Origin of the sequence: Aestuariivivens sediminicola (genome assembly GCF_022662015.1) — a bacterium.
In the GTDB taxonomy this organism is placed as follows: Bacteria; Bacteroidota; Bacteroidia; order Flavobacteriales; family Flavobacteriaceae; genus Aestuariivivens; species Aestuariivivens sediminicola.
The window spans coordinates 377,240-401,589 of sequence record NZ_JAKMCM010000004.1; the positions used below are offsets into that span (position 1 = coordinate 377,240).

Consider the following 24,350-nt stretch of genomic DNA (forward strand, 5'->3'; position numbering starts at 1 on the left):
TATAGTATATGTTTCTTTTTAGGGACAATAAATTGTTTACTTTATGTTTCATCTACTATGGTAAAGTAATAAAACAATATCCATGCCAACCCTCCCATTTTCTTAAGAAAATTTAGGTATTTTTCCCTGCACACCTTTGAAAAAATCGTACATATAATTAAAATCGGATTCCATATCCTCGGTGGGATAAAATGGTTCTGAAATTTTGTTCTGTTTATTCTTAAAATCCAGTGTAAACATAATTATTGGGACCTTGGCTTCCTTGGCTATATAATAAAATCCCGTACGCCATTTTGTCACCTTTTTCCGAGTCCCTTCAGGAGCCATTGCCATTCTAAATTCTTTCTTTTCTCCAAACAATTTGGCAATTGCATTTACCTTATTTTCCTTGGTGTGTCTATCTATTGGTGAACCTCCTAGCGATCTTAAGATCCATCCCAAAGGAAAAACAAAGAGTTCTTTTTTACCCACAAAATGCACTTTTATATTTAAGACCGTCCTCAACAGAATTCCAATATAAAAGTCATGCCAGCTGGTGTGCGGTACGCCAATGATAACAGCTTTTTTTATTGAATCTTTAGAGAAATTGGTGTTCCCAACAATTTTCCAACCCAATATTTTAAAATAAATAAATTTGGCCAGCCATTGCATATTACATTTTCAAATAAAGTTGTTTTAGCTGCTTCGAACTTATTTTCCTTCTCCAGTTCTTACCCAGTGCATTTTCCCATAGCGGTTCCAGACGCAGTGCCATATCTATCATCGCATCCATTTGTTCTTCATTTAAATCAGTGCAAACTCCCTTTGGCAATTGGATACCTTGTTTCTTTTTCATCGCCTTGAAAAGGGCAACACCTTTTGGGTAAAATTCTTCCAATTGATCAAAGACGATACAGTTACCAATACCATGCTTAATTCCTAAAACATAGGACAAACCATAGCTCATAGCATGAGCTATTCCAACTTGCGAATACACAATGCTCATGCCGCCGTGCCATGAAGCCATCATCAATTTGTCCTCGGCTTCTTCTTTACTCAAATCTGTATCATTTAGAAAAACCTCTTTACATAGGTCAAATGCCATTTCCCCATAACTCTTGCTAAAAGCATTTAAATACGTGCCTTGTAAGGACTCTACCGAATGTATAAAACAGTCCATTCCAGTATAAAACCATTGCTCCCTGGGGACACTTCTGGTTAATTCCGGATCTAAAAGAACTTGATCAAAAGGTGTATAATCTGAATTGATACCTAGTTTTTTTTCAGGACCTGTTAAAACCGTTGTTCTTGAGACTTCGGCACCGGTACCCGAAAGTGTCGGGATACCCACGTGATATAAACCCGGATTTTTAACCAGATCCCATCCTTGATACGATTTAGTTTCTCCTTCGTTGGTTAGCATAATAGCAACAGCCTTAGCTATATCTAGCATACTCCCTCCTCCAATTCCAATAATTCCTGATGGCCTTTCCTTTGTGCTTAGGATAATATCTTCAACCAAGTTGTCGACTTGCGTGGTTTTGGGTTCTTCTTCCGTGGAGATGTATATTATTCTATCATCATAAGACAACAAAATACGAGACGTAAGCCAAGAATTACTTTTAAATACATCATCCACCAAATAAATAAATGGTGCATCCATGCTTAATCGTTTTGGGGCAATGATTTCATTTAACTGATTGAAACTACCTCTGCCAAAAATCACTCTTGGCACCATTGGAAAGTTCTTGTAATTCATTTAATTTGTTTTCCTTCTACAAAAATGTAAAAATAATTTTTATATAATTTTTATTACAAAAAAGAGAACTGTTTTTTTCTATCTCTATTAAACATAATGATGTTAATCCAGCAAGTTTAAAAGTTCTCTTAAACTATTTAAAGTTTTGTATGCTTTACCGTTAGTTTCCTTTTCTGAAACTTGCTCATGGGCCCATGTGGTATGAAATGGAATGTGTATGGCATTTGCTTTTAAATTAACCAAAGGTAAAATATCTGATTTTAAAGAGTTACCTATCATTAAAAATTGGGATGGTTCAATATCGAGATGGTTTAACAACTTAGAATAATTGGCTTCTTTTTTGTCGCTCAATACCTCAATGTGATGGAAGTAATCCATTAATCCTGATTTTACAAGCTTACGCTCCTGGTCCAATAAATCACCTTTAGTAGCTAAGATTAATCTATATTTGGTTGACAATACCTTCAGGACCTCCTCCACACCATCTAACAGTTCAACTGGCTTATCAAGCATGGACTTACCAATATTTAAAATAGCTTCTATGGTTTTGGTATTGACATTATAATTGGATAACTGTAAAGCGCTTTCAACCATTGAGAGGACAAATGCTTTAATCCCATAGCCATAGAGTTCCAAATTATCAATCTCAATCTTAAACAGTTCCTGGTCTATTTTATTTGGTGTTTCATATTCGGACAGCAATTTCGCAAATTCAAGCTCAGCCTCTCTAAAATAGGTTTCATTCACCCATAGCGTATCGTCGGCATCGAATCCAATGACCTTTATATTTTCATATTCTTTATCCACAACTCTAATTTTTATTTTTTAAGTTTAAATACAAATTATTTCCACAGCCTATTGGCACGATCTAAATCTTCCGGCGTATCGATTTCAATACCCTCTACTGAAGTTTCCACCATTTTAATTCGTTTTCCATATTCTAAGTATCGGATGCATTCTATTTTTTCTGAAGCTTCAAGTGATCGCATGGGTAAGCGGTAAAAATCGAGAATGGCCTCTTTTCTAAATGCATAAACCCCTTTATGCTTATAATATTTTACACCGACATCAGGATCTCGAGGATAAGGTATCGGACTTCTGGAAAAATAAAGGGCGAAATTGTTCTGGTCTACAATGACTTTAACCGTGTTAGGATTATTAATCTCTGCTTTGTCTTCAATATGAACCATCAGTGAGGCCAAATCGACTTCTTTTCTAGAATCATTTTTGAATACATCAATTAACTTCCCCAGTGATTCCTTCTCAGTAAAAGGTTCATCCCCCTGAACGTTAATTACAATATCGATATTCATATCTTCAACGGCCTCTGCTATTCTATCACTGCCACAATCGTGTTCTTTTTTACTCATTATAGCCTTACCACCATGCGATGTTATTTCTTTATAAATAATATCACTATCCGTTACAACGAATACATCATCGAATAAATTAGTTGCAACGGTGGCCTCATAGGTTCTAACAATTACCGATTTACCACCAAGGTCCTGCATAAGTTTCCCCGGAAAGCGGGATGCTGCATATCGCGCTGGAATCATTGATATTATCTTCATGAATTTAATTTTGTTCGGATATGTTTATATTGTTTTATTTCAAAAAATATATGTGTTAATACTCAAAAAAACTTGATTAATCCAATTTTAATCTGAGATCAAACCTTTGTTTAAAAACAGAATTTCTATTTTATCTAAATTTCAAAAAAATCGTCTTTAAAACCAATAAGATACAATTTTTCTTTAGCCCTGGTCACAGCAGTATACAACCAACGCAAATACTCTTTATCTATCCCATTCGGTAAATAAGGTTGTTCTACAAATACCGTATCCCATTGTCCACCTTGCGATTTATGACACGTTATTGCATATGAAAACTTAACCTGAAGTGCATTGAAATGCTTGCTTCCTTTTATTTTTAAAAACTTTTTATAATTACTACTCTCATTCTCAAAATCTTTCATAACCTCCTGATACAATCTATTGGAATCCTCATAGGATAGTGAAGGCGTTTCGGCTTTAATGGTATCTAATAGAAGTACGGTCTCAAAAGGTCGCATTTTTGGATAATCAACCATTCTAATTTTAACTTCAGCAAATCTAAAACCATAGAGCGATTCCAATTTAAAAATTTCTAACACCTCAATAATATCTCCATTGGCTATAAATCCTGCCTCTGTTGTCGCTTTTATCCAAAAATAATTATTCTTTACAACCATTAAATAATCCCCAGGAGTAATCTCATTGTCATTAAATAGAATTCGATTTCGTATTTGTTCATTATATAAATTAGCTCGCTTGTTACTTCTGACAATTATTGTGGTTTCTTCGTTACCCAGATTGGTGTATGCGTCGTTTATGGCATCCATTATTTCATGTCCATCTAATAACCTAATAATATCGTTATAGCCATTGAGGTTAAATTTAAATCTATCGTAAAATGAACGGGATAACACTTCTCTTAATAGCGTTGCATTTTGAAGAATTCCTGAATTTTCTTCCTGTCTTACTACCTCATCAAGTTCTATTTTAACAATATCCTTATTGTAATTTAAGTGTAATGTGTCCTCATTTAATGCCGGACTTAAATCCAATTTAACCGGAGGCAATTGGGCCGTATCGCCAATCAAGAGCAGCTTGCACTGATGACCCGAGTAAACATATTGAAATAGATCATCCAACAAAGAACCATTTTCAAAAAGCTTAGACTCTCCCGGTGTATCAGAAATCATTGAGGCTTCATCAACAATAAAAATGGTGTTTTTATGCTTATTGGGTTGCAGAACAAATTTGACACCACCTCCTTTTTCCTTTCTTGGAAAATAGATTTTTCTATGAATAGTAAAGGCTTCCTTACCGGAGTAATTGGCTATTACCTTTGCCGCCCTTCCCGTAGGAGCCATTAAAATCGCACTTTTTTTAATCTTCCATAAATTGGTTACCATACTGCTGATTATGGTTGTTTTACCGGTTCCGGCATACCCCTTTAGCAGGTAAAGTCCATTAGGATTTTTACTAAAAATAAACTCTGATAACTGTTGTAAAGCAATGTCCTGTTTTAACGTAGGTAAGAAGGGAAAATGATTTTTTAAAAGAGAATAAAATTCAGTTGAGGTCATCTAAAACGGGCTACAGGTAATAAATATACCAAAGATAGAAATGATTTTTACTCGCAATGCCTTTTACGATTAAAAAAAAATTGTAGATTTGCTAAAACCGTAAATTTAAACTTAAAACTCCAGAGATGATTTTATACATTGTTCTTGCGATTCTTGTTACCATTGGATTAGTTTGGTTAATAGATAAGTATATACCCTCAAAACTTAGACCGGTTGTTATGATTGTCTTATGGGTAGTTATAGGATTTTTAGCCTATAATACGTTTATGTCTGTTTACAAACCGATTCAATTTAATCAGATTAAGAATAAGCGATATGCGCAGGTGATCAAAAATCTTATTGACATTAGAGATGCCCAACTAGCACATAAACAAGTGACCGGACAATTTGCTGATAATTTTGATAATTTGGTAAGTTTTATTGACACAGCTCAATTTACAATTACCCAAAGACGAGATACCAGTGTCTTAGATGTAGAAATGACCAGAAGATTTGGAGGTGTGGAAACTTTTAAAGATGAAGTGATAATCGATACCTTAGGTTTCGTATCTGTTAAAGATTCCTTGTTTGGGGATGATAGCCGTTATAAAACGATGATGAATGTACCTGCAGGAGAAGAAGGTGCGAAATTTGAATTAAAAGCTGGATTCCTGGATCAAAATGATATTAAAATTCCGGTATTTGAAGCGTCGGTTAAAAAAGCAGTGATTTTAATCGATCAGGATAAGGATCTCGTAAATCAGGAAAATCAAGTGGTCTCTGTTGAGGCCGTTAATGGTGATGCTATTAAAGTTGGTTCGATGGAGGAGGTGAACACAAATGGTAACTGGCCTAAAACATATGGTTCAGACTAGCAACACGGAACAGATTTCAAATAATTCTAAACTGTCCATTCAAATAAGTTTGAGTGGACTTTCTTTTTGTATCCTAGATGAACCTGATAATAACATCACCGAATTAAAGGAATATAAATTTGAAAAGAGGCTTAGTCCATTGGAAGTACTGGACCAATTAAAAGCGCTTTTTGAGAACGAGAATACATTGAATCAATCCTTCAGTTCGGTTTGTGTAATACATACAAACGAACTTTCAGCATTGGTTTCCAGTGAATTATTTGATGAAAATTGCCTGGCGGATTATCTGAAATTTAATGCAAAGATCTTAAAATCCGATTTTATCGCATACGATCATATAAACGAAATGGTAAATGTATATGTTCCCTATGTGAATATTAATAATTTTATCTATGATACGTTTGGGTCCTTCACTTATAAACATTATTCAACTGTTCTTTTAGAGAATATACTGATGATGGAAAAAAACAGTACTGAAATTAACGTATTTGTGCATGTTGGAATAAATCATTTTGAAATCATTGTAGTCGATAGTAGCAACCTAATACTTTATAACACCTTTGAGTTTCAAACAAAGGAAGATTTTATGTATTACATTTTATTTACTTACGAACAACTTGAACTTAATCCAGAAACACATGAATTAATATTGCTGGGTGCTGTATCCCGGGAAAGTGAATTATTTCAGATCTGTTACAAATACATAAGACATGTTGTTTTCGGATCCAGACCGAGTAAATATAAGTTTAATGTAACATCGGCCCATGACCATTCCGATTTTGTCATTTTAAATAGCTTTTAATGCGTATTATTTCCGGACTTTATAAAAGCAGAAAAATAATCCCACCAAAAAAATTGCCTGTAAGACCGACCACTGATATGGCAAAAGAGTCTTTATTTAATATTATAAATAATAGCTACTATTTCGATGAAGTCTCCGTGTTAGACCTGTTCGCCGGAACAGGCAATATAAGCTATGAGTTTGCTTCAAGAGGTACAGAAAACATCACCTGTGTCGATCAGGACTTTGGCTGTATAAAATTCATTAACCAAACAGCTGAGTCTTTCGATATGTCGATTAAAACCATAAAAAGCGATGTATTCAAATTTCTGGAAAAGACCTCTGCCAAAAATGATATTATATTTGCTGACCCGCCTTATGATTTAGAGATTGAACTTTTTTATAAAATTCCAGAACTCGTATTTAGCAACAATTTATTGCACACTGGTGGGGTATTAATAATTGAACACTCCAAACATAGTGATTTAACGCGTGCTTTACATTACAGAAACTCGAAAAGTTATGGTGGAAGTGTGTTTAGTTTTTTTATTGAAAATGCATCCTAACTAATTTTTTAAATTCCCTTTTTTTCAGTACCTTAGGAATCTCCTTACAATAGCATTCACACCCGAAGTCTATCCATTTTTGAAAATCATTTCAATTTGATATGTACATATTGAAACGGCGTCCTATTCTATTTGTGGTAAGCAAAATTATTAACTAAAACACCAACTAATGAAAAAACTATTTCTATTGATGCTGGCAGTAGCATTATTTATTGGCTGCCAGAATGCTCCACAACGCTATTTTGAAGAATCTCCGGAAATTGAAACCGTTAAAGCCGGTATCAAGGCCTATGAAGCGCAGGACTGGGAAACCTGGAAAGCCAATTTTGCGGATACTGCAAAAATCTATCACAATTCATCAAAAGGGTTTACGCCGGATGAAACCATGGGAAATTTCAAACAGATGCTTGCGAACATAGACTCTTATGGGTTCAGTGAAAATAATGCCGAAATTGAAATGATCGTTGATGACGAAGGAAAAACATGGGTCAATTATTGGAACCATTGGAGAGGGACGACCAAGGTAACCAATAAAGAAATAAATATACCTGTGCACCTTACATTACAATTCATTGATGGGAAAATCGTGAATGAATTTGCTTATTATGACACAGCTCCCATAGAAAATGCCTTTGCCGAAATTGAAAAAGTAAACAGCATGCCGTTAGAGGAAAAGGAAGCAAATGCCAAAATCGATGTATTTGTAAATGAGTTCCTAAACAAACAGAACGCTGCGGTATTGGACGATGTTGTGGCCGATGACTACATTCGATATATGAATGATGTGAAAGTTGCTGAGAATCCAGCAGAATTGGTTTCCGGTATGGAGGTGTTTTTTAAGGCGTTTCCTGATTTTAAGATAACCAATCCCCATAGGTCAAGCTTGGCAGGCAACAGCATTTTTGTACATTGGGAAATGACAGGAACTAATACGGGTGAATTTGATGGCATGCCTGCCACAGGTAAAAAGGTAAAAATATCGGGATTATCCCGAATACATTTTAATGGACAAGGTAAGGTGGATGAGGAAAATGTATTTTATGATCAATTAAGTTTGATGCAGCAACTCGGAAAATCATTAAACTAAAACCAACTGTAATTATGAAAACACTACGCAACATCAGTACATTTTTATTTGTCCTTTGCATAATTGTGTTCACAGCTCAAGCACAGCAATTATATCAAGTCCATCAGGACAATGTGAATCCCTCAATGATGGCGGAATACGAAAAAGTGGCAAAAGAATTTAATGAGGCCTGCAAAACCCACAATGTACAAACACAATGGTTAGCAACGAATATGGATGGTTTCCGATATTTGTATGTTACTCCAATTGAAAACTTTGCGCAACTTGATGAACGCCCTTTTGCAGACATGGCAAAGGCCATGGGTGATAAATTTGGAGATATCTTTGATCGATATGACAAATGTTATGATTCCCATGGTTCTTATATTATTGTCCTTGATGAAGATCTCACCTACATGCCGGAGGGTATAAGTCAAACTCAGGAGGGACAAGATTATCGAAATTATTATTTCATTCATTACACCCCGGAGAATGCCAAAGGTTTAAAAAGTGCAATGAAAGGTGTAAAGGATATGTTCGCATCAAAAGGATCAAAGAATTACTATAGGGTGTACAGAACAGCTTTCGGAAGCATGGATAGCTATTATTTAGTAGCCATGTCCAGTAAGGACGAGATCGATTCTGCACAAAAATCGAAAGCCAATCAGGAACTTCTCGGTCCCGAGCGGTTTGAGGTCTTTGATAAGGTATTAAAACATGCTTCGAAAATGCAGGAAGTTACCGGTCAAATAAGACGGGATTTGAGCTATTCGCCAAAAATGTAATTGGCATACTTTTATTACTTTAAAACACAAGTGCGGCAAATGCCGCACTTTGTTTTAACAGGCAAATCTGTAAGCCGAATTCTGTACCTCAAAGAGGTCCTTGTCATTTATCTGAGTGTAGTGTTACCAATACACTTTAGCTGCCTACCCTCCAACATCGAGCGTGCAACTCTTTAGCGTTGGTATACATGGCATTGCACCCCATAGAGTTTACCTGATTTCACTACAGCATGATCTGTACATTCTTTCTGTTGCACTTTTCCTAATCTTACGATCGGTGGCTATTAACCACTATGGCGCACTGCGGTGTTCGGACTTTCCTCCCTCATGCAAAATGTAATTTGCAGAAGAGCGACAAGGCGAATTGCCGAAATACAAAATTAATCAAATTGTTAATAACTCCTCTTAAAATCTGAATTCTGAATTCTAAATTTTGAATTGAATTTTTAACTTTGTTTATATCTGACAATCTACGTCAATAAAATTCTCAAATAGTGGAACATTTTGTGGTATCGGCTCGCAAGTACAGACCCCAATCGTTTAAGGACGTGGTTGGGCAACAGGCGATTACGAATACCCTGCTAAATGCAATTAAACATAATCATTTGGCACAAGCCTTACTATTTACAGGACCTCGTGGAGTGGGTAAAACAACCTGTGCACGAATTTTAGCCAAAATGATAAATAGCGACGGTAATGAAAATTCTGATGAAGATTTTGCATTTAATATTTTTGAATTAGATGCTGCGTCGAATAACTCTGTTGATGATATAAGAAATCTTACGGATCAGGTTCGTATTCCTCCGCAAGTCGGGAAATATAAGGTGTATATTATTGATGAGGTTCACATGCTTTCCCAGGCGGCATTTAATGCCTTTCTAAAAACTTTGGAAGAACCCCCAAAACACTGCATTTTCATATTGGCCACAACCGAAAAGCATAAAATTATTCCAACGATTTTATCGCGATGTCAAATATTTGATTTTAAACGTATTACTGTTAAAGATGCAAAGGAATATTTAAAGTACATTGCCGAACAACAAGATGTAAATGCGGAAGACGATGCCTTACACATCATCGCTCAAAAGGCAGACGGCGCCATGCGCGATGCATTATCCATTTTTGATCGTGTTGTGAGTTTTTCAGGAAAAAAATTGACACGTCAGGCAGTTACTGAAAATCTAAATGTGCTCGATTATGAAACCTATTTTACGAGTACGGATTTAATTCTTGAAAATAAGATCCCTGATTTACTGCTTCAGTTTAACCAGACCCTTTCCCAAGGATTTGATGGCCACCATTATATTGCCGGACTGGCGTCGCACTTTAGGGATTTATTGGTGTGTAAAACGCCTAGCACGGTTGAACTGTTGGAAGTAGGTGAACAAACTAAAGCAAAGTATTTAGAACAGGCTCAGAAAGCATCCCAGGACATTCTTTTAAAATGCATAACCTTGGCAAATGAATGCGACCTTAAATTTAAAAGCAGTAAAAACCAACGTTTACTGGTAGAGTTGTGCTTAATGCAATTGGCCTCTATCACCTTTGAGGGTGAAAAAAAAAAATCTAGTCACTTTATAATTCCTCCCTCATACTTTCATAAGATTGGTGTTCAACCTGTACCAGTAAAGAATGCTAAAGGAGTGGAAAACAGTGCTCCTAGCATAACCGATAAACGCGATGCCGAAATCTTGGAAAACGAGGTTTCAGTTACAACAAATTCTCCCAATACGTCTATTGTAGAACGCCCTAAAATAGTTATAAATAGAGAGAAAAAAACAGCTTCAGGGCTTTCCTTGAGAAGTATAAAAGCCAAAAAAGAACATCAAATTAAACAGATTGATGTCATCATAGACGAAGAGTCACTTCCAAAAAACCCATTTTCTGAAAATGATTTAATCCGAGTTTGGAAATCATACACCAAAGAATTAAAAAATAAAGGTAAACATAATTTGGCCTCCATTCTTTCAATTGATACTCCTAAGGTAAATGGAACTGCAATTAGCCTGGAATTTCCAAACGAAACGAATAAGAAGGAATTGCTGTCCAATCAATATGATATTTTATCCTATGTTAGAAAAGCATTAAAAAATTATGATATCACTTTGGATGTATCGGTCAACGAGGAATTGGAAAAACAGTATGCTTATACTACACTTGAAAAGTTTAATAAATTAAAAGAGAAAAACCCGAATATTGAATTGTTAAAGAAAACATTTGGATTAGATATCTGAATCACGTCAATTATATATTGTGGCCCAAAAGCGCTTTTTTCACAGAATCCATGATTCAATGCAATAACTAAAGATTATAAATTATGCTTGGTTTAAAGTTACCTACAGATCCCCGATGGGTTAATATTGTCGAAAAAAATATAGAAGAAATATTAACCGACCATGCCTTTTGTGAACAAAAAGCGACCAGTACGGCCATTTCTTTAATCGTTAGTTTTCCAGAATATACGGAATTGGTGCAGGAAATGATTGCTCTTGTCAAAGAGGAAATAAGTCATTTCAAAATGGTTCATGATAAGATTTTGGAACGAGGATGGGTTTTAGGTCGTGACAGAAAAGACGCCTATGTGGTTGAACTCGTTAAATTCTTTCCTAAAGGTGGCAGTAGAACCACCCAATTAATTCACCGCCTGCTGTATGCTGCTTTAATAGAAGCCAGAAGCTGTGAGCGCTTCAGACTATTATCTCAAGAATTGGAAGACAAGGAACTGGCAGAATTTTACAAAAAATTAATGGTAAGTGAGGCCAATCATTATACCATGTTTTTGAGCTTTGCCAGACAATATGGCGATAAAAAAGAAGTTGATGCAAAATGGCAGCAACTTCTCGATTATGAAGCTCAGATTATGGCTAATTTAGGTACCTCCGAAGCCATACATGGTTAGAATTTATAACCAAATCCAAATTGGATATTTGTGTTTTTGGCCTCCAAGGACATCCTATCTTCCATGACATTGGTAAACCCGTAAGTATATCTTGCATCTAAGAATAAGGTATGAGATAATTTAAATTCAATCCCTCCTACGCCGGAATACACAAAATTTTTAACACCGTCCTCATGCTCGTATACCTTTACACCGGCCTGAGGACCAATTCCTAAATGAAATTTTTCACTTAATCTGAATTTAAAAAGTGCAGGCAGTTGAATAAAATCCAATCTAAAGGCCTCTGCCTTGGACCCTTCTGAAGAAAATTGCAATTCAGGAGCCAAAGCCACTGATTTCGATAGACCGAATTCACCAAAGAACCCGATCATAAGTCCGTTTCTATGCTGGTTATTGAATGTCGCATCCGGATCAAAGTCCATGTTAGAAATATTCAGTCCAGCTCGAACACCGTATTTTGTGCCTTGAGAAAATCCGTAAAATGCTGAAAAACTGACCAGTAGAACAAAAAGTAGTGCTTTTTTCATAATTAATAAATTTGGGTTAATGTTAATAGCAAACAACTAAAGAACGAATATATATGATTTTGTCAAGAAATATATATTTTAAAGGTGAATTGCAAAATTTTACTGTGTATTACTCGAAACAGTATCATAATATATGCTTTTAATGATACCATCAGCCAATCCTATTTTAGGCACATAAATGTACTTTGCACCACTCCATTTCATTGCAGATAAATAAATTCGCAGGGCCGGAATAATCACGTCTGCCCTATCCTGGTTTAGGTCCAATTCGGTAATCCGTTCTTCGTACGAATAGGTTTGTAAGGTCTTATAATAAGAACTCAAATAAAAATAATTGAGCGGTTTACCAAGAGCCTTCCCTGAAATTTTGAATATTTTGTTAATGTTTCCTCCGGATCCAATCACAGCAATTTTATCATAATTTTTTACGTGTTCTTTTATCCATTGCTCTAATTCTACCCAGGATTCCTTGATGACCATATCATTAAGCAATCTCACCGTACCAATTTTGAACGATTTGGAATTAACCGGTTCTCCCTTGTCAAATACCGTAAATTCTGTACTTCCTCCACCAACATCAACATAGAGATAGGTTTTATTGGGGTCTATGTACTTATGCAAATCGGTAGCCGCAATTATCGCTGCTTCCTCTTCTCCATCAATAATATCAATGTTTATACCCGATTCATTTAAGATCCTTTCAACAACCTGCCTTCCATTTTTTGATTCACGCATGGCTGATGTTGCACATGCCTTATATTTCACCACTTTATGTGATTGCATTAATAATTTAAATGCCAGCATCGTATCCAACATCCTGTTAATATTTTCCTTAGAAATCCTTTGCTTCATAAATACATCAGCACCCAATCTAATAGGCACACGAACCAGTGAGTTCTTTTTAAATTGAACAGGTCTCCCTTTTTGTTCTATGATATTGGCAATGAGAAGTCTAACAGCGTTGGATCCTATATCAATAGCAGCGTATTTTTTAATTGAGAGCATATTATTCTTCTAATTTCTTTAAATAATAATCATAGATTGCAAATTGAGATCGCACTCTTTTTTTATTGTTTTTCCTGTAGCTGTTATCCTGGGAAAGATCAAGTATTCTCGCCTTTACATTATCACTCCAGCTGATCTCGAAATGATCTATGATCTCTTTTTTAATGTCCTCATCATAAATAGGGCAGCTCACCTCAACCCGATTTTCAATATTTCTGGTCATCCAGTCGGCAGAAGAAATATAAACCTTGGGGTCGCCACCATTGCCAAAAATGAACAGTCTGGAATGTTCTAAAAATTTATCAACAACACTAATGACCTCAATATTTTCGCTCATTCCTTTAATTCCGGGAATTAGGCAACACAAGCCTCTGACGATCATTTGTATTTTAACACCGGCACGGCTCGCTTCATAGAGTTTATCGACCATGACATAACTTGAAATACTATTCAGTTTTAATCTAATAAAACCGTTATTAAAATCTTTGGCCTGTTTTATTTCATTATCAATCAATTTAAAGAGTGCACTTCTGGTGTAATGGGGTGAGGTTATGATGTGCTTGTATTTATAGATTCTGTAATTGATATCGAAGAAATTAAATACTTTATTAATGTCCTTTAAAATACGCTGATTAGCAGTAAACAAGGTATGATCTGTATATATTTTTGCAGTCGATTCATTAAAATTTCCAGTACTTATAAATCCGTAGCGTTTCATTTTTTTACCCTCTTCACGCTCTATTACGCACATTTTGCTGTGCACTTTCAAACCTTCTACACCGAATATTAAGTTCACACCCTCATCCTTCATTTGCTGTGCGTATTCGATATTTGCTTCTTCATCAAATCGCGCACGTAACTCGATGGAGACGGTTACAATTTTACCATTAATTGCTGCATTTATCAGGGCACTCGCAACATGCGAAATCTGAGCCAGCCTGTAAATGGTAATTTTTATCGTTTTGACTTTTGGATCCAATGCCGCTTCCCGTAGAAATTTTACAACATAGGAAAAGGTATGATAAGGTGCATATAGTAAATAGTCTTTTTTGGCAATGGCCTCAAAAATACTGGATTCCAAATTCAGGCCTTTAATGGGTAGGGGTTCAATTTTCTCATAGAGCAGGTCATTTCTACCCAAACTAGGAAAATTCATGTAATCACGCCTGTTATGGTATCGCCCGCCGGGAATAATACTGTCATGGTCATCGATACCCATTTTAGACATTAAATACTCCAGTGTTTCGGTATCTATGGTTTTGTCATATACAAACCTAACAGGTTCCCCAATCTGCCGGTGTTTGACACTTTCAGAAATTTTTTCCACGAAACTTTTACTTAAATCACTGTCAAAATCCAATTCACCGTCCCTTGTAATTTTAATCATATGGGCTGAAATGCTCTTATAGTGGAAAATACTGAAGATATCCGCTAAAAAGTGTCTTAGCAAATCATCTATCATTATGATATAATGCTTTTTTCCCCGCTTGGGTAATACCACGAAGCGGTTCATATTTTTAGGAATTTCGATTAGGGCAAACTGCCTGCTGTCATCATCTATTACCATTCTAACCGCTAAATAGGCGGCACTATCCTTTAAGTTTGGAATAGAAACCGAGTCATTCAAAATTATCGTCACCAAAGCCTGACTTACCTTTTTAATGAAATAATCACGCAAAAATTCGTGCTGATCCGAGTCAATTTGATTTTCGTCAATAATATAGATGCCTTCTTTCTCTAAATCCTGAGTGATGGTTTCAAGGATACCCAGACTTTCACTCTGCTGATCAATGACAATTTTTGTAATAATTTCGAGCAATTCTTTGGCCCTAATGCCTCCCAATTCACTTTTTCCACCCTTACCGGCTTCCACGATGCGCTTTACGGTAGCATAACGCACCTTGAAGAACTCATCCAAATTGTTTGAAAAGATGCCTAAAAACCGTAAGCGTTCAATCAATGGGACGGTGACATCCGAGGCCTCCTGCAGCACACGCGCATTAAACTGTAACCAACTAATTTCTCTGTTAATATATCTATTTTCAATCGTAGTGGTAGGGATCATGTAAAACTTATTGAATAAGAACAAATATATTGTATTTGGAGCTAAATACTTAAAGAAAATAGGATGTAAATGTAAATATTAACTTGGTTTGATTTTAAAATTTTATGCATTTCATCGGATTTTTTTAGCAGTTCAAAGATTTTAAATTATATTAGTGCACAAATTGAAATGAATATTAATAAACCAAACTTTTAATAACCAATATTTTACATAAGGTAAATTAGTCCCCAAATCTAAATTTCGCCTAATGAACATTAAACCTACGCTACTCTACTTGGTTGTGTTATTCATGGCCAATCCGGTGTATAGTCAGACGATAGCCTGTGAAGATTCGTCATGTACAGCCAATGATTATACCATCGACTATTTCTACCTCGGTGATGCGAATGGAGTGGCCTATGGTCCGGGTTATTGTGATTTAGGTGTTAGCTTAAACACGCACATATGGACTACCTTTTTAACCAACAGCGCTGCCGACAGATACTCACTTTACATCCATTTTAATGTCTACATTAATGGTGTCTTTGTGGAAACCGTTGATGCCTGCTATTATGAGTATGAAAGCGTTCCTGCCGATGTTTTAACCGATCTCTACAGTTTTAATTGGGGTTGCGGGGACGACATCGTAGTCAAAGATTTTTACATGTCATGGCAACCCAACAATTCTAAAGGATGCGGATGTAACGGTGCAAAATGCTATATGGAAGAGGAAATTGATGTTCGTGGTCCTCTTATTGCCAATTTTGAATTCTTCGAAAATTGTTCGACACCTTATACCATTGATTTTAATTCGACTACAAAGGGAGGTCTTCCTCCTTATAATTATACCTATTTATGGGATTTTGGTGATGGCACCACGAGTACGCTAAAAAACCCAACACATACCTTTGCATCTAGCGGTCCATATCAAATCACCTTAACTGTGTATGACACAAAGGATACCGTTTCATACAGCTATCAAATTGATACGATTGAATCTAATATTCCACCAATAGTAACAACTCCTGATGACATGAGCTTGGAAGGTTGTGGCACTTTGAATATTCCAAACCTACCCTTTAGTTCAGGAGAAACTGTTATTACGGAGGGCAGTTTTAATGCTTACGGCGGTGGTTTAGAGCTGACAAATAATCTCATTTCACTTACTTATCAAGATACGATTTCCAGTGAAACCTGCCCCTTAACCATCACGCGTACTTTTACGGCAATAGATGATTGTAATAATTCTGGAACTGCTATACAGGTCATTACTGTAAATGATACAATACTCCCCGTGGCAAATAGTCCTGAACCCATAACCATACAATGTATTGCAGATCTTCCCGATCCCGATACTGATGTCATAAAAGATGCTACGGATAACTGCGTAAACCTGACCATTAGCTGGCTTTCAGATGCATCAGATAATAATACCTGCCCCGAAACCATTACAAGAACATATCGTGTTTCAGATGACTGCGGAAATTCAGTCAATGTGACACAATCCATCATAATCCATGATGATATTGCCCCTACGGCTACTGCTCCTCCCGAAATGAAGGTCGAATGTATCGAGCTTGTTCCGGACCCCGATCCTGAAATTATTAACGATGCATCTGATAATTGTTCGATTCCCGTGGTAGCTTTCGTTTCCGAGATATCAAATAATCAAGATTGTTCTGAAATCATTACCAGAACTTATAGTATCACTGATGACTGTAACAATGTAACTTTATTGACCCATACGATTACCATTATTGACACTATAGCACCAGAATTGGTTTCTGAAGCCCAAGATAAAACGGTAACCTGTGATGGAAACGGAAATGCAACCGAGCTTAATGAGTGGTTGTTATCTCATGGCGGAGCCTTTGCAACTGACAATTGTGGAAATGTGACCTGGTCTGATGATTTTTCATCCTTAGGTGATCTTTGCGGTGCAACCGGGAGCGTTACAGTTAGTTTTACTGCTTCGGATGATTGCGGGAATACATCAACTACATTTGCAACATTTAGAATTGAAGACACGGTGCTTCCAACAGCTGATGATCTTTCTCCCATAAATGTGGAATGTCATGAAGATGTGCCAGCTCCTGATATTTCCCTAATATCCGGAATTACGGATAACTGCTCGACACCTACAGTTTCTTTTATTTCAGATGTTAGCGATGGTCGCTCATGTCCGGAAACCATCACAAGAACCTATCGTGTTGCAGATGATTGCAATAATAGTGTTGATGTCATTCAAATGATAACTATTAATGACATCACACCCCCTACGGCAACGAATCCGGTATCAATTTATTTAAATTTCAATGACACAATTCCTAATCAGGATATCACTATAGTAACGGATGAAGCGGATAATTGCGGTGTCCCGACGGTTTCTTTTGTAGCAGAATCAAAAATTCAAGACCATTGTACTGAGACCATAACAAGAATGTATAGCGTAACCGATGCTTGTGGAAATTCTATTAACGTTACGCATGACATCATTATAACAGATAATGCACCTCCTATGGCTACCCAACTCAATGTGATGAATTTATATGGTTGTAATGATGCTATACCGGAACCGGATATCAGCTTGATATCTGATGCGACGGATGATTATTCAAATCCAACAGTCTCTTTCTTTTCTGATGTCATTATAGAATCATCATGTCCAAAAACGATTCTGAGAACCTATCGTGTCACGGATGAATGTGGGAATTTCACCAATGTTGAACAAGTTATAACCATAGAGGACAATATACCCCCTACTGCCAGTAATCCCGATAAAATTACAGTATTGGCAAGTACAAACAGTATTCCTCCACCAGATATATCCGTGGTTGTCGATGAAGCTGATAACTGTAGTATACCAACAGTTACATATATCTCAGAAGCATCGAACAACGACCCATGTAATGAGATCATTAACAGAATCTATCGCGTTACGGATCAGTGTGGAAATTATATAGATGTCAATCACGAAATTGAAATAATTGATGATATTCCTCCTTCATCCAGTGTCCCGGAGGATATCGTCGTCAGCTGTATTAACGATATACCACCGGCAGACGCGAGTGTTATATCAGAAACAACCGATAATAATGGAACACCCTCAGCAAAATTTTTATCTGAGATAAGCAATACAAAAAATTGCAATGATGTCATTACCAGGACCTATCGTATTACCGATGCCTGCGGTAATTACGTAGATGTGAACCATAATATTTTTATAATAGACGATATAACACCTTTCATGGATGTTAATTTGGAGAAGGAACTGACATTACACTGTGAAATCGAACCTAAAATCCCAGATGTCACATTTTCAGACAATTGCACAAATGAAGTGGACGTCAGCTTTCAAGAACAGCACATACCATTGGATTCCGATAATTATGATTTAATACGAACCTGGACGGCTATAGACGATTGTAATAATGCAACCGTATTTAGTCAGACAATCCATATGAAATCCTACAATGAAACAACTATGAATTCCTTGGATGTTTGTATTAGTGATTCCTCGTTTGACATAAATGACTTAGTCGATATAAATGAAAAAGGGGTATGGAGTGGTTCGGATATGACCGTTTTAAATGGCACCATTTTCACTCCGGAATTGATTGCAGAAGGGATTTATTCGTATACCTACAGTGTTATTACGAATACCTGCAGTCAAATCAATCAGTTTGAAATCAATTTAAATGATAATTGCATCGTATACAGCTGCATAAGTTCTGAACTTGATGTTAATATATCCAAAATCATAACCCCTAATAACGATAATCATAATGAAACATTTACCGTTACCTATAATTTGAATGAAAAGATTGACGACTTAAGTACCTGTAACATTGCGATACATTTACAACTGTTCAACCGTTGGGGGACCAAAGTTTTTGAATCCAATGATTACGAGAACAATTGGACAGGCGATGCTCCCATTGGATCTGTAGGCGATGCAGAAAAATTGCCGACCGGAACCTATTATTATATAGTCGACTTGAAAAATAGCGGTTTACAACCCATCCAGGGGTATATCTATTTGGGAACGAAATAAGAAGTTATGCATAAAGGACACAACATATATTACTTATTCTTACTCATTTTTATACCAATTTTTGGGTTTGCACAACAATTACCGCAGTTTGGTCAGTATATGTTTAATACAATTTCCATAAACCCTGCATATGCCGGGACCAGAGAGGCAATGGTTTTTACACTTTTAAGCAGGAATCAGTGGGTTGGTGTTAAAGGCGCCCCTATTACACAAACCGGGTCCGTGGATACGCCAATTCCGGGAAGTAATTTAAGTTTGGGGCTTTCCTTTATAAACGACCAGTTGGGGTATGAAAATACAACTTATGTCTATGCAGATGTGGCCTATGAAATCATTTTAAATGATTTTTATCGGTTTTCTTTCGGTATTAAGGGAGGTATGAGCCGATATGGACTTGATTCAGAATTGTTAATGGATCCATCGGTTATTGGTGACCAATATTTGGAAAGAATATTTAATGAATGGAAACCAAATATTGGTTTGGGTTTTTATTTAAGATCGGATGAATTATTTATAAGTTTATCTTCACCCAGATTGGTGAGTTATGCCAACGACACTGAGATCGCCTATGAATCCATAGAAAGAGCAAGCTATTATTTGGCCGGAGGCTATTTATTGGAATTTAATCCACAACTAAAATTCAAACCGACAGCTTTGTTAAAATATACCAATGGTTCGCCTCTTTCCCTGGATTTAACCGCTAATTTTTTAATCAGTGAAACCCTTTGGCTAGGTCTGGCTCACAGGTTTAACGATGCCATGGGAGGGTATTTTAGTATCAGAGCATCAGAAGCTTTAAGCTTTGGTTATTCATATGAATTCAATACTTCAAATTTAAGACCCTACAGTTCAGGATCGCATGAGATTTTCATCAGCTATCAGATTAAATTACCAAAACCGAGATGCAACTGTCCTAATGTATTTTAGATCAAAATGATTTAAGACTTTAGATGTTTTGGAAAAATAACCTCTCGAGTGATTCCCTGCTTCAGGCTTTTCCAATTCGGAATAGCAAAATCTATGATCACAACACCACAGGTCGGCACATTATCAATGTATTTACTGCCATAGGTGTTGACGAAAGCGGTAATAGCATGATTATGCCCAAAGACCATCAATTGATTAATAGCATCAGGACAATTCTTGATAACCTTAGTTAAGTTATATCCAGAAAAATCATACAGATCATGACTGTATTCAACCTTATCCATTGAAATGGGCAATGCCTGGATAAAGGCATCAGCGGTTAAACGCGTTCTGGTGGCATCGCTAACCAGTACCAAATCCGGCCTTAAATTTAGCTCAGCAACATACTCCGAAACCAACTTCGAATCCTTATAGCCGCGTTTGTTTAAGGGCCGTTCATGGTCAATAACATCAAATTCCCATGAAGATTTGGCATGTCTGATTAAGATTAATGTTTTCATACGACTCGATAAAATGTATAGTTCACTCGATAAAATGTTATTTTTATCGATAAAAAGTTGTTTTTCTCGACAAAATGATCTTTATTTGCTATTTAGATGATTAAAATTATGAACTTTTATCAAATAAACTAAAACTATGAACGGATTAAATTAATAGCAAAAAAATGACCATTGAAACGACAGTTGTATATGCATTCAATTCTGAAGATTTTAAATTTTGAACATACGGTATGTCGATTTTTTAGGTGGTTTAACATATTTTTTTGAATTAATAAAAACATATATATTGCTTTGTAACGCTATTAACTGAAAAACGATGTCCCCAAATCTGATTTCACATTTAAAGTTATTAATGTGGTATGTCAACCACATTTTACCCTCATTACTTTTTAAGGATAATAAAGCGTGTATGTACGAGCAATGGTTTGTACATACATTTTTATTTATAACAGCTGCTAAAGTCAATACAAATCTACTAACTTATGAAAACAAGTACTTATAAGGTAATCCATAAAGCTATAATCCTATTCTTGTATGTCGGATTATACAATGTGTATTCCCAAGAAGGAGACCCGAACGATTGTATACAATTTACCAATTGTCCGCAAAGTGATATTACTATTTGTGCAGACACGTACAATCCAGATAATCCAAGTGAATGGGGTGCTATTCTGGAAACCTGGACGGTACCTAACGCATCCGAAACCTGTTCTCTCGGCTCTGGTGGGAATTCCTTTTTTATGGATTTTACACTTAATGAAGCCTTGTTGGGTAAAGATTGCTGGGATTTTAACTATGTGCAACGCGTGGGAACCGGTGGTGGATATCTTAAATTGTTTTCAAGTCAGACCGGACCCATCTCCTATATCATAACACCTTATCTCTATCTCGAGACAACAGATACGGCGTCCATTCAAGTAACTTACACTGGAGGAAATTATAGATTAAATGTGTATTACATCGATCAGGATGGTAATCAATCTCCAATTCAAGATACTTTTAATTTCAATGGTCAACCAATCGATGTTTATGATTTAACTATGAATCTCAATATACCCATTGATGACTCTTATCGTGTAAAATATGAATTCGTTTATACGGGTGCCAAACCAAGTGCAACCAATATCGCGGATAAAATTGGTATCGATGGTGTTGTAATTGAAGGTTCCTGTACTGGTGGCGTTGAATTTACGGTTTCCGGTCCTGAGCCGCCTGAGTTTCTGCCTGTTGGAGTTCATCAATTATGCTATGTAGCGACCTATACAGATCCTAATGGTACAGTATATACTGAAGAATGTTGTTTAACTGTTCACGTTGTGGATACGCCTCCGATCATTACCTGTCCTGAGCCTATCACTCAGGATGCCGATCCAAGTACCTGTACGGCGAATGTCACTATTCCAACCCCAACAGCTACTGATGAGGACTGTGCGGGAACAAATCTTACAGCCAATTTAACCATTACTTCTACGCGTAGTGATGGTTTGGCGTTAACAGACTCCTATCCTGTAGGTGTTACAACAATTACACATACCGCCACTGACGATAATGGGGCTTCCGTGGATTGTGAACAAACCGTAACCATTTCAGGTGGTACGAATCCGGTATTTGATTCTACCCCTACACCAATTGCAGATATCAATTGTAATGATAGTTTACCGGTTCAGGAAACATTAACTGCTTCGAACTGTAACGGTCCTGTTACAGTTGTGCCGAGTGTTGATGCCTATACTGTAGATGTTTGTAACGGATACGATATCACCTATAGATGGACGGCCGGGACAACCGAAATAACAGAAACTTTTTCAGTGCTTCCTGATACCGCAGCACCTAGTATAGATACACCTGCAAGTGACAGCACTGTAGAGTGCAGTAGCTCCAATGGTACTGAGTTTGCCGATTGGTTAAATAACAATGGAGGTGCTGTAGCTTCTGATTTATGTGGATCCGTCACCTGGTCTAAAGTGGGAGATACCATTTCAGATGAATGTGGTACTACCGGTGCAGCCGTTGTTACCTTTAGAGCGACTGACGATTGTGGTAATTTCAGTGAAACCACTGCTACCTTTACGATCCAAGATACAACACCGCCAACAATAGATACCCCAGCAAGTGATAGTACTGTTGAATGCAGTAGTTCAAATGGTACTGAGTTTGCTGATTGGTTGAATAACAATGGAGGTGCCGTGGCTTCGGATTTATGCGGATCCATTACCTGGACTAAGGTGGGAGATTCCATTTCAGATGAATGTGGCACCACTGGTGCTGCTATTGTTACCTTTAGAGCAACAGACGATTGCGGCAATTTCAGCGAGACCACTGCTTCCTTTACTATTCAGGATACAACACCGCCGACAATAGATACCCCAGCAAGTGATAGTACTGTTGAATGCAGCAGTTCAAATGGTACCGAGTTTGCTGATTGGCTCAATAACAATGGAGGTGCTGTTGCTTCGGATTTATGCGGGTCCGTTACCTGGACTAAGGTGGGAGATACCATTTCGGATGAATGTGGTACCACTGGCGCAGCCGTTGTTACCTTTAGAGCAACTGACGATTGTGGCAATTTTAGTGAGACCACTGCTACCTTTACCATAGAAGATACAACTGCCCCTGATATCACTGCTCCAGTTGATATTACTCTTGAATGTGGAGATGATACTTCTGAAACCAATACGGGAACACCAACTGGAATTTTTGATAGTTGTTCTTCTATTAGTGTTGGTTATACTGATACTTCAGTATCTGGTTGTGGTTTAACTGAAATCATAACCAGAACTTGGACTGCTACTGATGAATGTGGTAATTCGACTTCTGTAGATCAAACCATAACAGTGGTAGACACCACTCCGCCTTCTATCACAGCGCCTGCTGACGTCACCATTGAGTGTACGGATGATGAGTCCAGTGCCAGTAACGGAGTAGCCACAGGATCTGATACATGTGGTGATGTGACCATCACCGAAAGTGATGTCGTTACCGATCAGTGTGGTAATACTAAAACAATCGTAAGAACTTGGACTGCTACTGATGAATGTGGTAACGCTGCCTCTGCAGACCAAACCATAACAGTGGTAGACACAACTCCGCCTTCTATCACAGCGCCTGCCGACGTCACCATTGAGTGTACGGATGATGAGTCCAGTGCCAGTAACGGCGTAGCCACAGGATCTGATACATGTGGTGATGTGACCATCACCGAAAGTGATGTCGTTACCGATCAGTGTGGTAATACTAAAACCATCGTAAGAACTTGGACTGCTACTGATGAATGTGGTAACGCTGCCTCTGCAGACCAAACCATAACAGTGGTAGACACAACTCCGCCTTCTATCACAGCGCCTGCTGATGTCACCATTGAGTGTACGGATGATGAGTCCAGTGCCAGTAACGGCGTAGCCACAGGATCTGATACATGTGGTGATGTGACCATCACCGAAAGTGATGTCGTTACCGATCAGTGTGGTAATACTA

General features: G+C 37.0%; 19 protein-coding genes and 1 other RNA gene. 10 read left to right on the forward strand and 10 right to left on the reverse strand.

Annotation, left to right across the window (positions count from 1 at the left end; genetic code table 11):
• Positions 1-102: 102 nt before the first annotated feature.
• The 5 genes from MR041_RS11480 to MR041_RS11500 form a co-directional block, all read right to left on the reverse strand.
• Entirely contained in the window at positions 103-651 is a 549-nt protein-coding gene (locus MR041_RS11480) for a 1-acyl-sn-glycerol-3-phosphate acyltransferase (RefSeq protein ID WP_242094035.1), read from the reverse strand.
• Between the two features lies 1 nt (position 652).
• The gene (locus MR041_RS11485) at positions 653-1,738 is read right to left on the reverse strand and encodes an iron-containing alcohol dehydrogenase family protein (RefSeq protein ID WP_242094037.1); all 1,086 of its coding nucleotides are present in this window, start codon (positions 1,736-1,738) and stop codon (positions 653-655) included.
• Between the two features lie 102 nt (positions 1,739-1,840).
• Positions 1,841-2,545, reverse strand: a complete 705-nt coding sequence (locus MR041_RS11490; RefSeq protein WP_242094039.1) for an HAD family hydrolase — start codon at positions 2,543-2,545, stop codon at positions 1,841-1,843.
• 35 nt (positions 2,546-2,580) lie between these two features.
• Complete coding sequence (gene kdsB, locus MR041_RS11495) at positions 2,581-3,309, reverse strand: 3-deoxy-manno-octulosonate cytidylyltransferase (RefSeq protein ID WP_242094040.1); 729 nt, start codon at positions 3,307-3,309, stop codon at positions 2,581-2,583.
• A gap of 134 nt (positions 3,310-3,443) precedes the next feature.
• Positions 3,444-4,868 (reverse strand): ATP-dependent DNA helicase, encoded by a 1,425-nt coding sequence (locus MR041_RS11500; RefSeq protein ID WP_242094042.1) that lies wholly within the window; start codon positions 4,866-4,868, stop codon positions 3,444-3,446.
• A 125-nt stretch (positions 4,869-4,993) separates the two neighbouring features.
• Here MR041_RS11500 and MR041_RS11505 point away from each other — a divergent pair, with 125 nt between their 5' ends.
• The 5 genes from MR041_RS11505 to MR041_RS11525 all read left to right on the forward strand — a co-directional run bounded on the left by MR041_RS11505 (position 4,994) and on the right by MR041_RS11525 (position 8,920).
• The gene (locus tag MR041_RS11505; RefSeq protein WP_242094044.1) at positions 4,994-5,722 is read left to right on the forward strand and encodes a hypothetical protein; all 729 of its coding nucleotides are present in this window, start codon (positions 4,994-4,996) and stop codon (positions 5,720-5,722) included.
• On the forward strand, positions 5,709-6,524 hold the full coding sequence (locus tag MR041_RS11510; protein WP_242094046.1) for a DUF3822 family protein: 816 nt from the start codon (positions 5,709-5,711) through the stop codon (positions 6,522-6,524). Before MR041_RS11505 ends, MR041_RS11510 begins: the two co-directional genes overlap by 14 nt.
• Entirely contained in the window at positions 6,524-7,069 is a 546-nt protein-coding gene (locus tag MR041_RS11515) for an RsmD family RNA methyltransferase (RefSeq protein ID WP_242094047.1), read from the forward strand. Before MR041_RS11510 ends, MR041_RS11515 begins: the two co-directional genes overlap by 1 nt.
• A 169-nt stretch (positions 7,070-7,238) precedes the next feature.
• The gene (locus MR041_RS11520) at positions 7,239-8,156 is read left to right on the forward strand and encodes a nuclear transport factor 2 family protein (protein WP_242094049.1); all 918 of its coding nucleotides are present in this window, start codon (positions 7,239-7,241) and stop codon (positions 8,154-8,156) included.
• Between the two features lie 14 nt (positions 8,157-8,170).
• On the forward strand, positions 8,171-8,920 hold the full coding sequence (locus MR041_RS11525) for a hypothetical protein (protein WP_242094052.1): 750 nt from the start codon (positions 8,171-8,173) through the stop codon (positions 8,918-8,920).
• A gap of 54 nt (positions 8,921-8,974) precedes the next feature.
• Here the strand turns inward: MR041_RS11525 and rnpB are convergent.
• Positions 8,975-9,291: RNase P RNA component class A (gene rnpB / locus MR041_RS11530), an RNA gene on the reverse strand.
• A 123-nt stretch (positions 9,292-9,414) separates the two neighbouring features.
• Here rnpB and MR041_RS11535 point away from each other — a divergent pair.
• Both MR041_RS11535 and MR041_RS11540 read left to right on the forward strand, forming a co-directional pair.
• Complete coding sequence (locus MR041_RS11535) at positions 9,415-11,154, forward strand: DNA polymerase III subunit gamma/tau (protein ID WP_242094054.1); 1,740 nt, start codon at positions 9,415-9,417, stop codon at positions 11,152-11,154.
• 83 nt (positions 11,155-11,237) lie between these two features.
• A complete protein-coding gene (locus tag MR041_RS11540; protein WP_242094056.1) occupies positions 11,238-11,819 on the forward strand; it encodes a MiaE family protein in 582 nt (193 codons plus the stop codon).
• Here MR041_RS11540 and MR041_RS11545 read toward each other — a convergent pair.
• The 3 genes from MR041_RS11545 to ppk1 all read right to left on the reverse strand — a co-directional run bounded on the left by MR041_RS11545 (position 11,816) and on the right by ppk1 (position 15,416).
• Positions 11,816-12,346: a porin family protein gene (locus MR041_RS11545; protein ID WP_242094058.1), complete on the reverse strand. Its 531-nt coding sequence runs from the start codon at positions 12,344-12,346 to the stop codon at positions 11,816-11,818. The genes MR041_RS11540 and MR041_RS11545 overlap by 4 nt on opposite strands.
• A 99-nt stretch (positions 12,347-12,445) precedes the next feature.
• Complete coding sequence (locus MR041_RS11550; protein ID WP_242094060.1) at positions 12,446-13,351, reverse strand: Ppx/GppA phosphatase family protein; 906 nt, start codon at positions 13,349-13,351, stop codon at positions 12,446-12,448.
• A gap of 1 nt (position 13,352) precedes the next feature.
• Positions 13,353-15,416, reverse strand: coding sequence for a polyphosphate kinase 1 (gene ppk1, locus MR041_RS11555; protein WP_242094061.1), 2,064 nt, complete (start codon positions 15,414-15,416; stop codon positions 13,353-13,355).
• 247 nt (positions 15,417-15,663) lie between these two features.
• Between ppk1 and MR041_RS11560 the strand changes: the two genes are divergently transcribed.
• Complete coding sequence (locus MR041_RS11560) at positions 15,664-19,449, forward strand: HYR-like domain-containing protein (RefSeq protein WP_242094063.1); 3,786 nt, start codon at positions 15,664-15,666, stop codon at positions 19,447-19,449.
• A gap of 6 nt (positions 19,450-19,455) precedes the next feature.
• Complete coding sequence (locus MR041_RS11565) at positions 19,456-20,376, forward strand: PorP/SprF family type IX secretion system membrane protein (protein WP_242094065.1); 921 nt, start codon at positions 19,456-19,458, stop codon at positions 20,374-20,376.
• Positions 20,377-20,387: 11 nt separating this feature from the next.
• On the opposite strand, the gene MR041_RS11570 is transcribed toward MR041_RS11565, so the two are convergent.
• Positions 20,388-20,876, reverse strand: coding sequence for a SixA phosphatase family protein (locus tag MR041_RS11570; protein ID WP_242094067.1), 489 nt, complete (start codon positions 20,874-20,876; stop codon positions 20,388-20,390).
• A gap of 482 nt (positions 20,877-21,358) precedes the next feature.
• Here MR041_RS11570 and MR041_RS11575 point away from each other — a divergent pair.
• The coding region (locus tag MR041_RS11575; protein WP_242094069.1) for an HYR domain-containing protein at positions 21,359-24,350 on the forward strand (2,992 nt) is incomplete at its 3' end.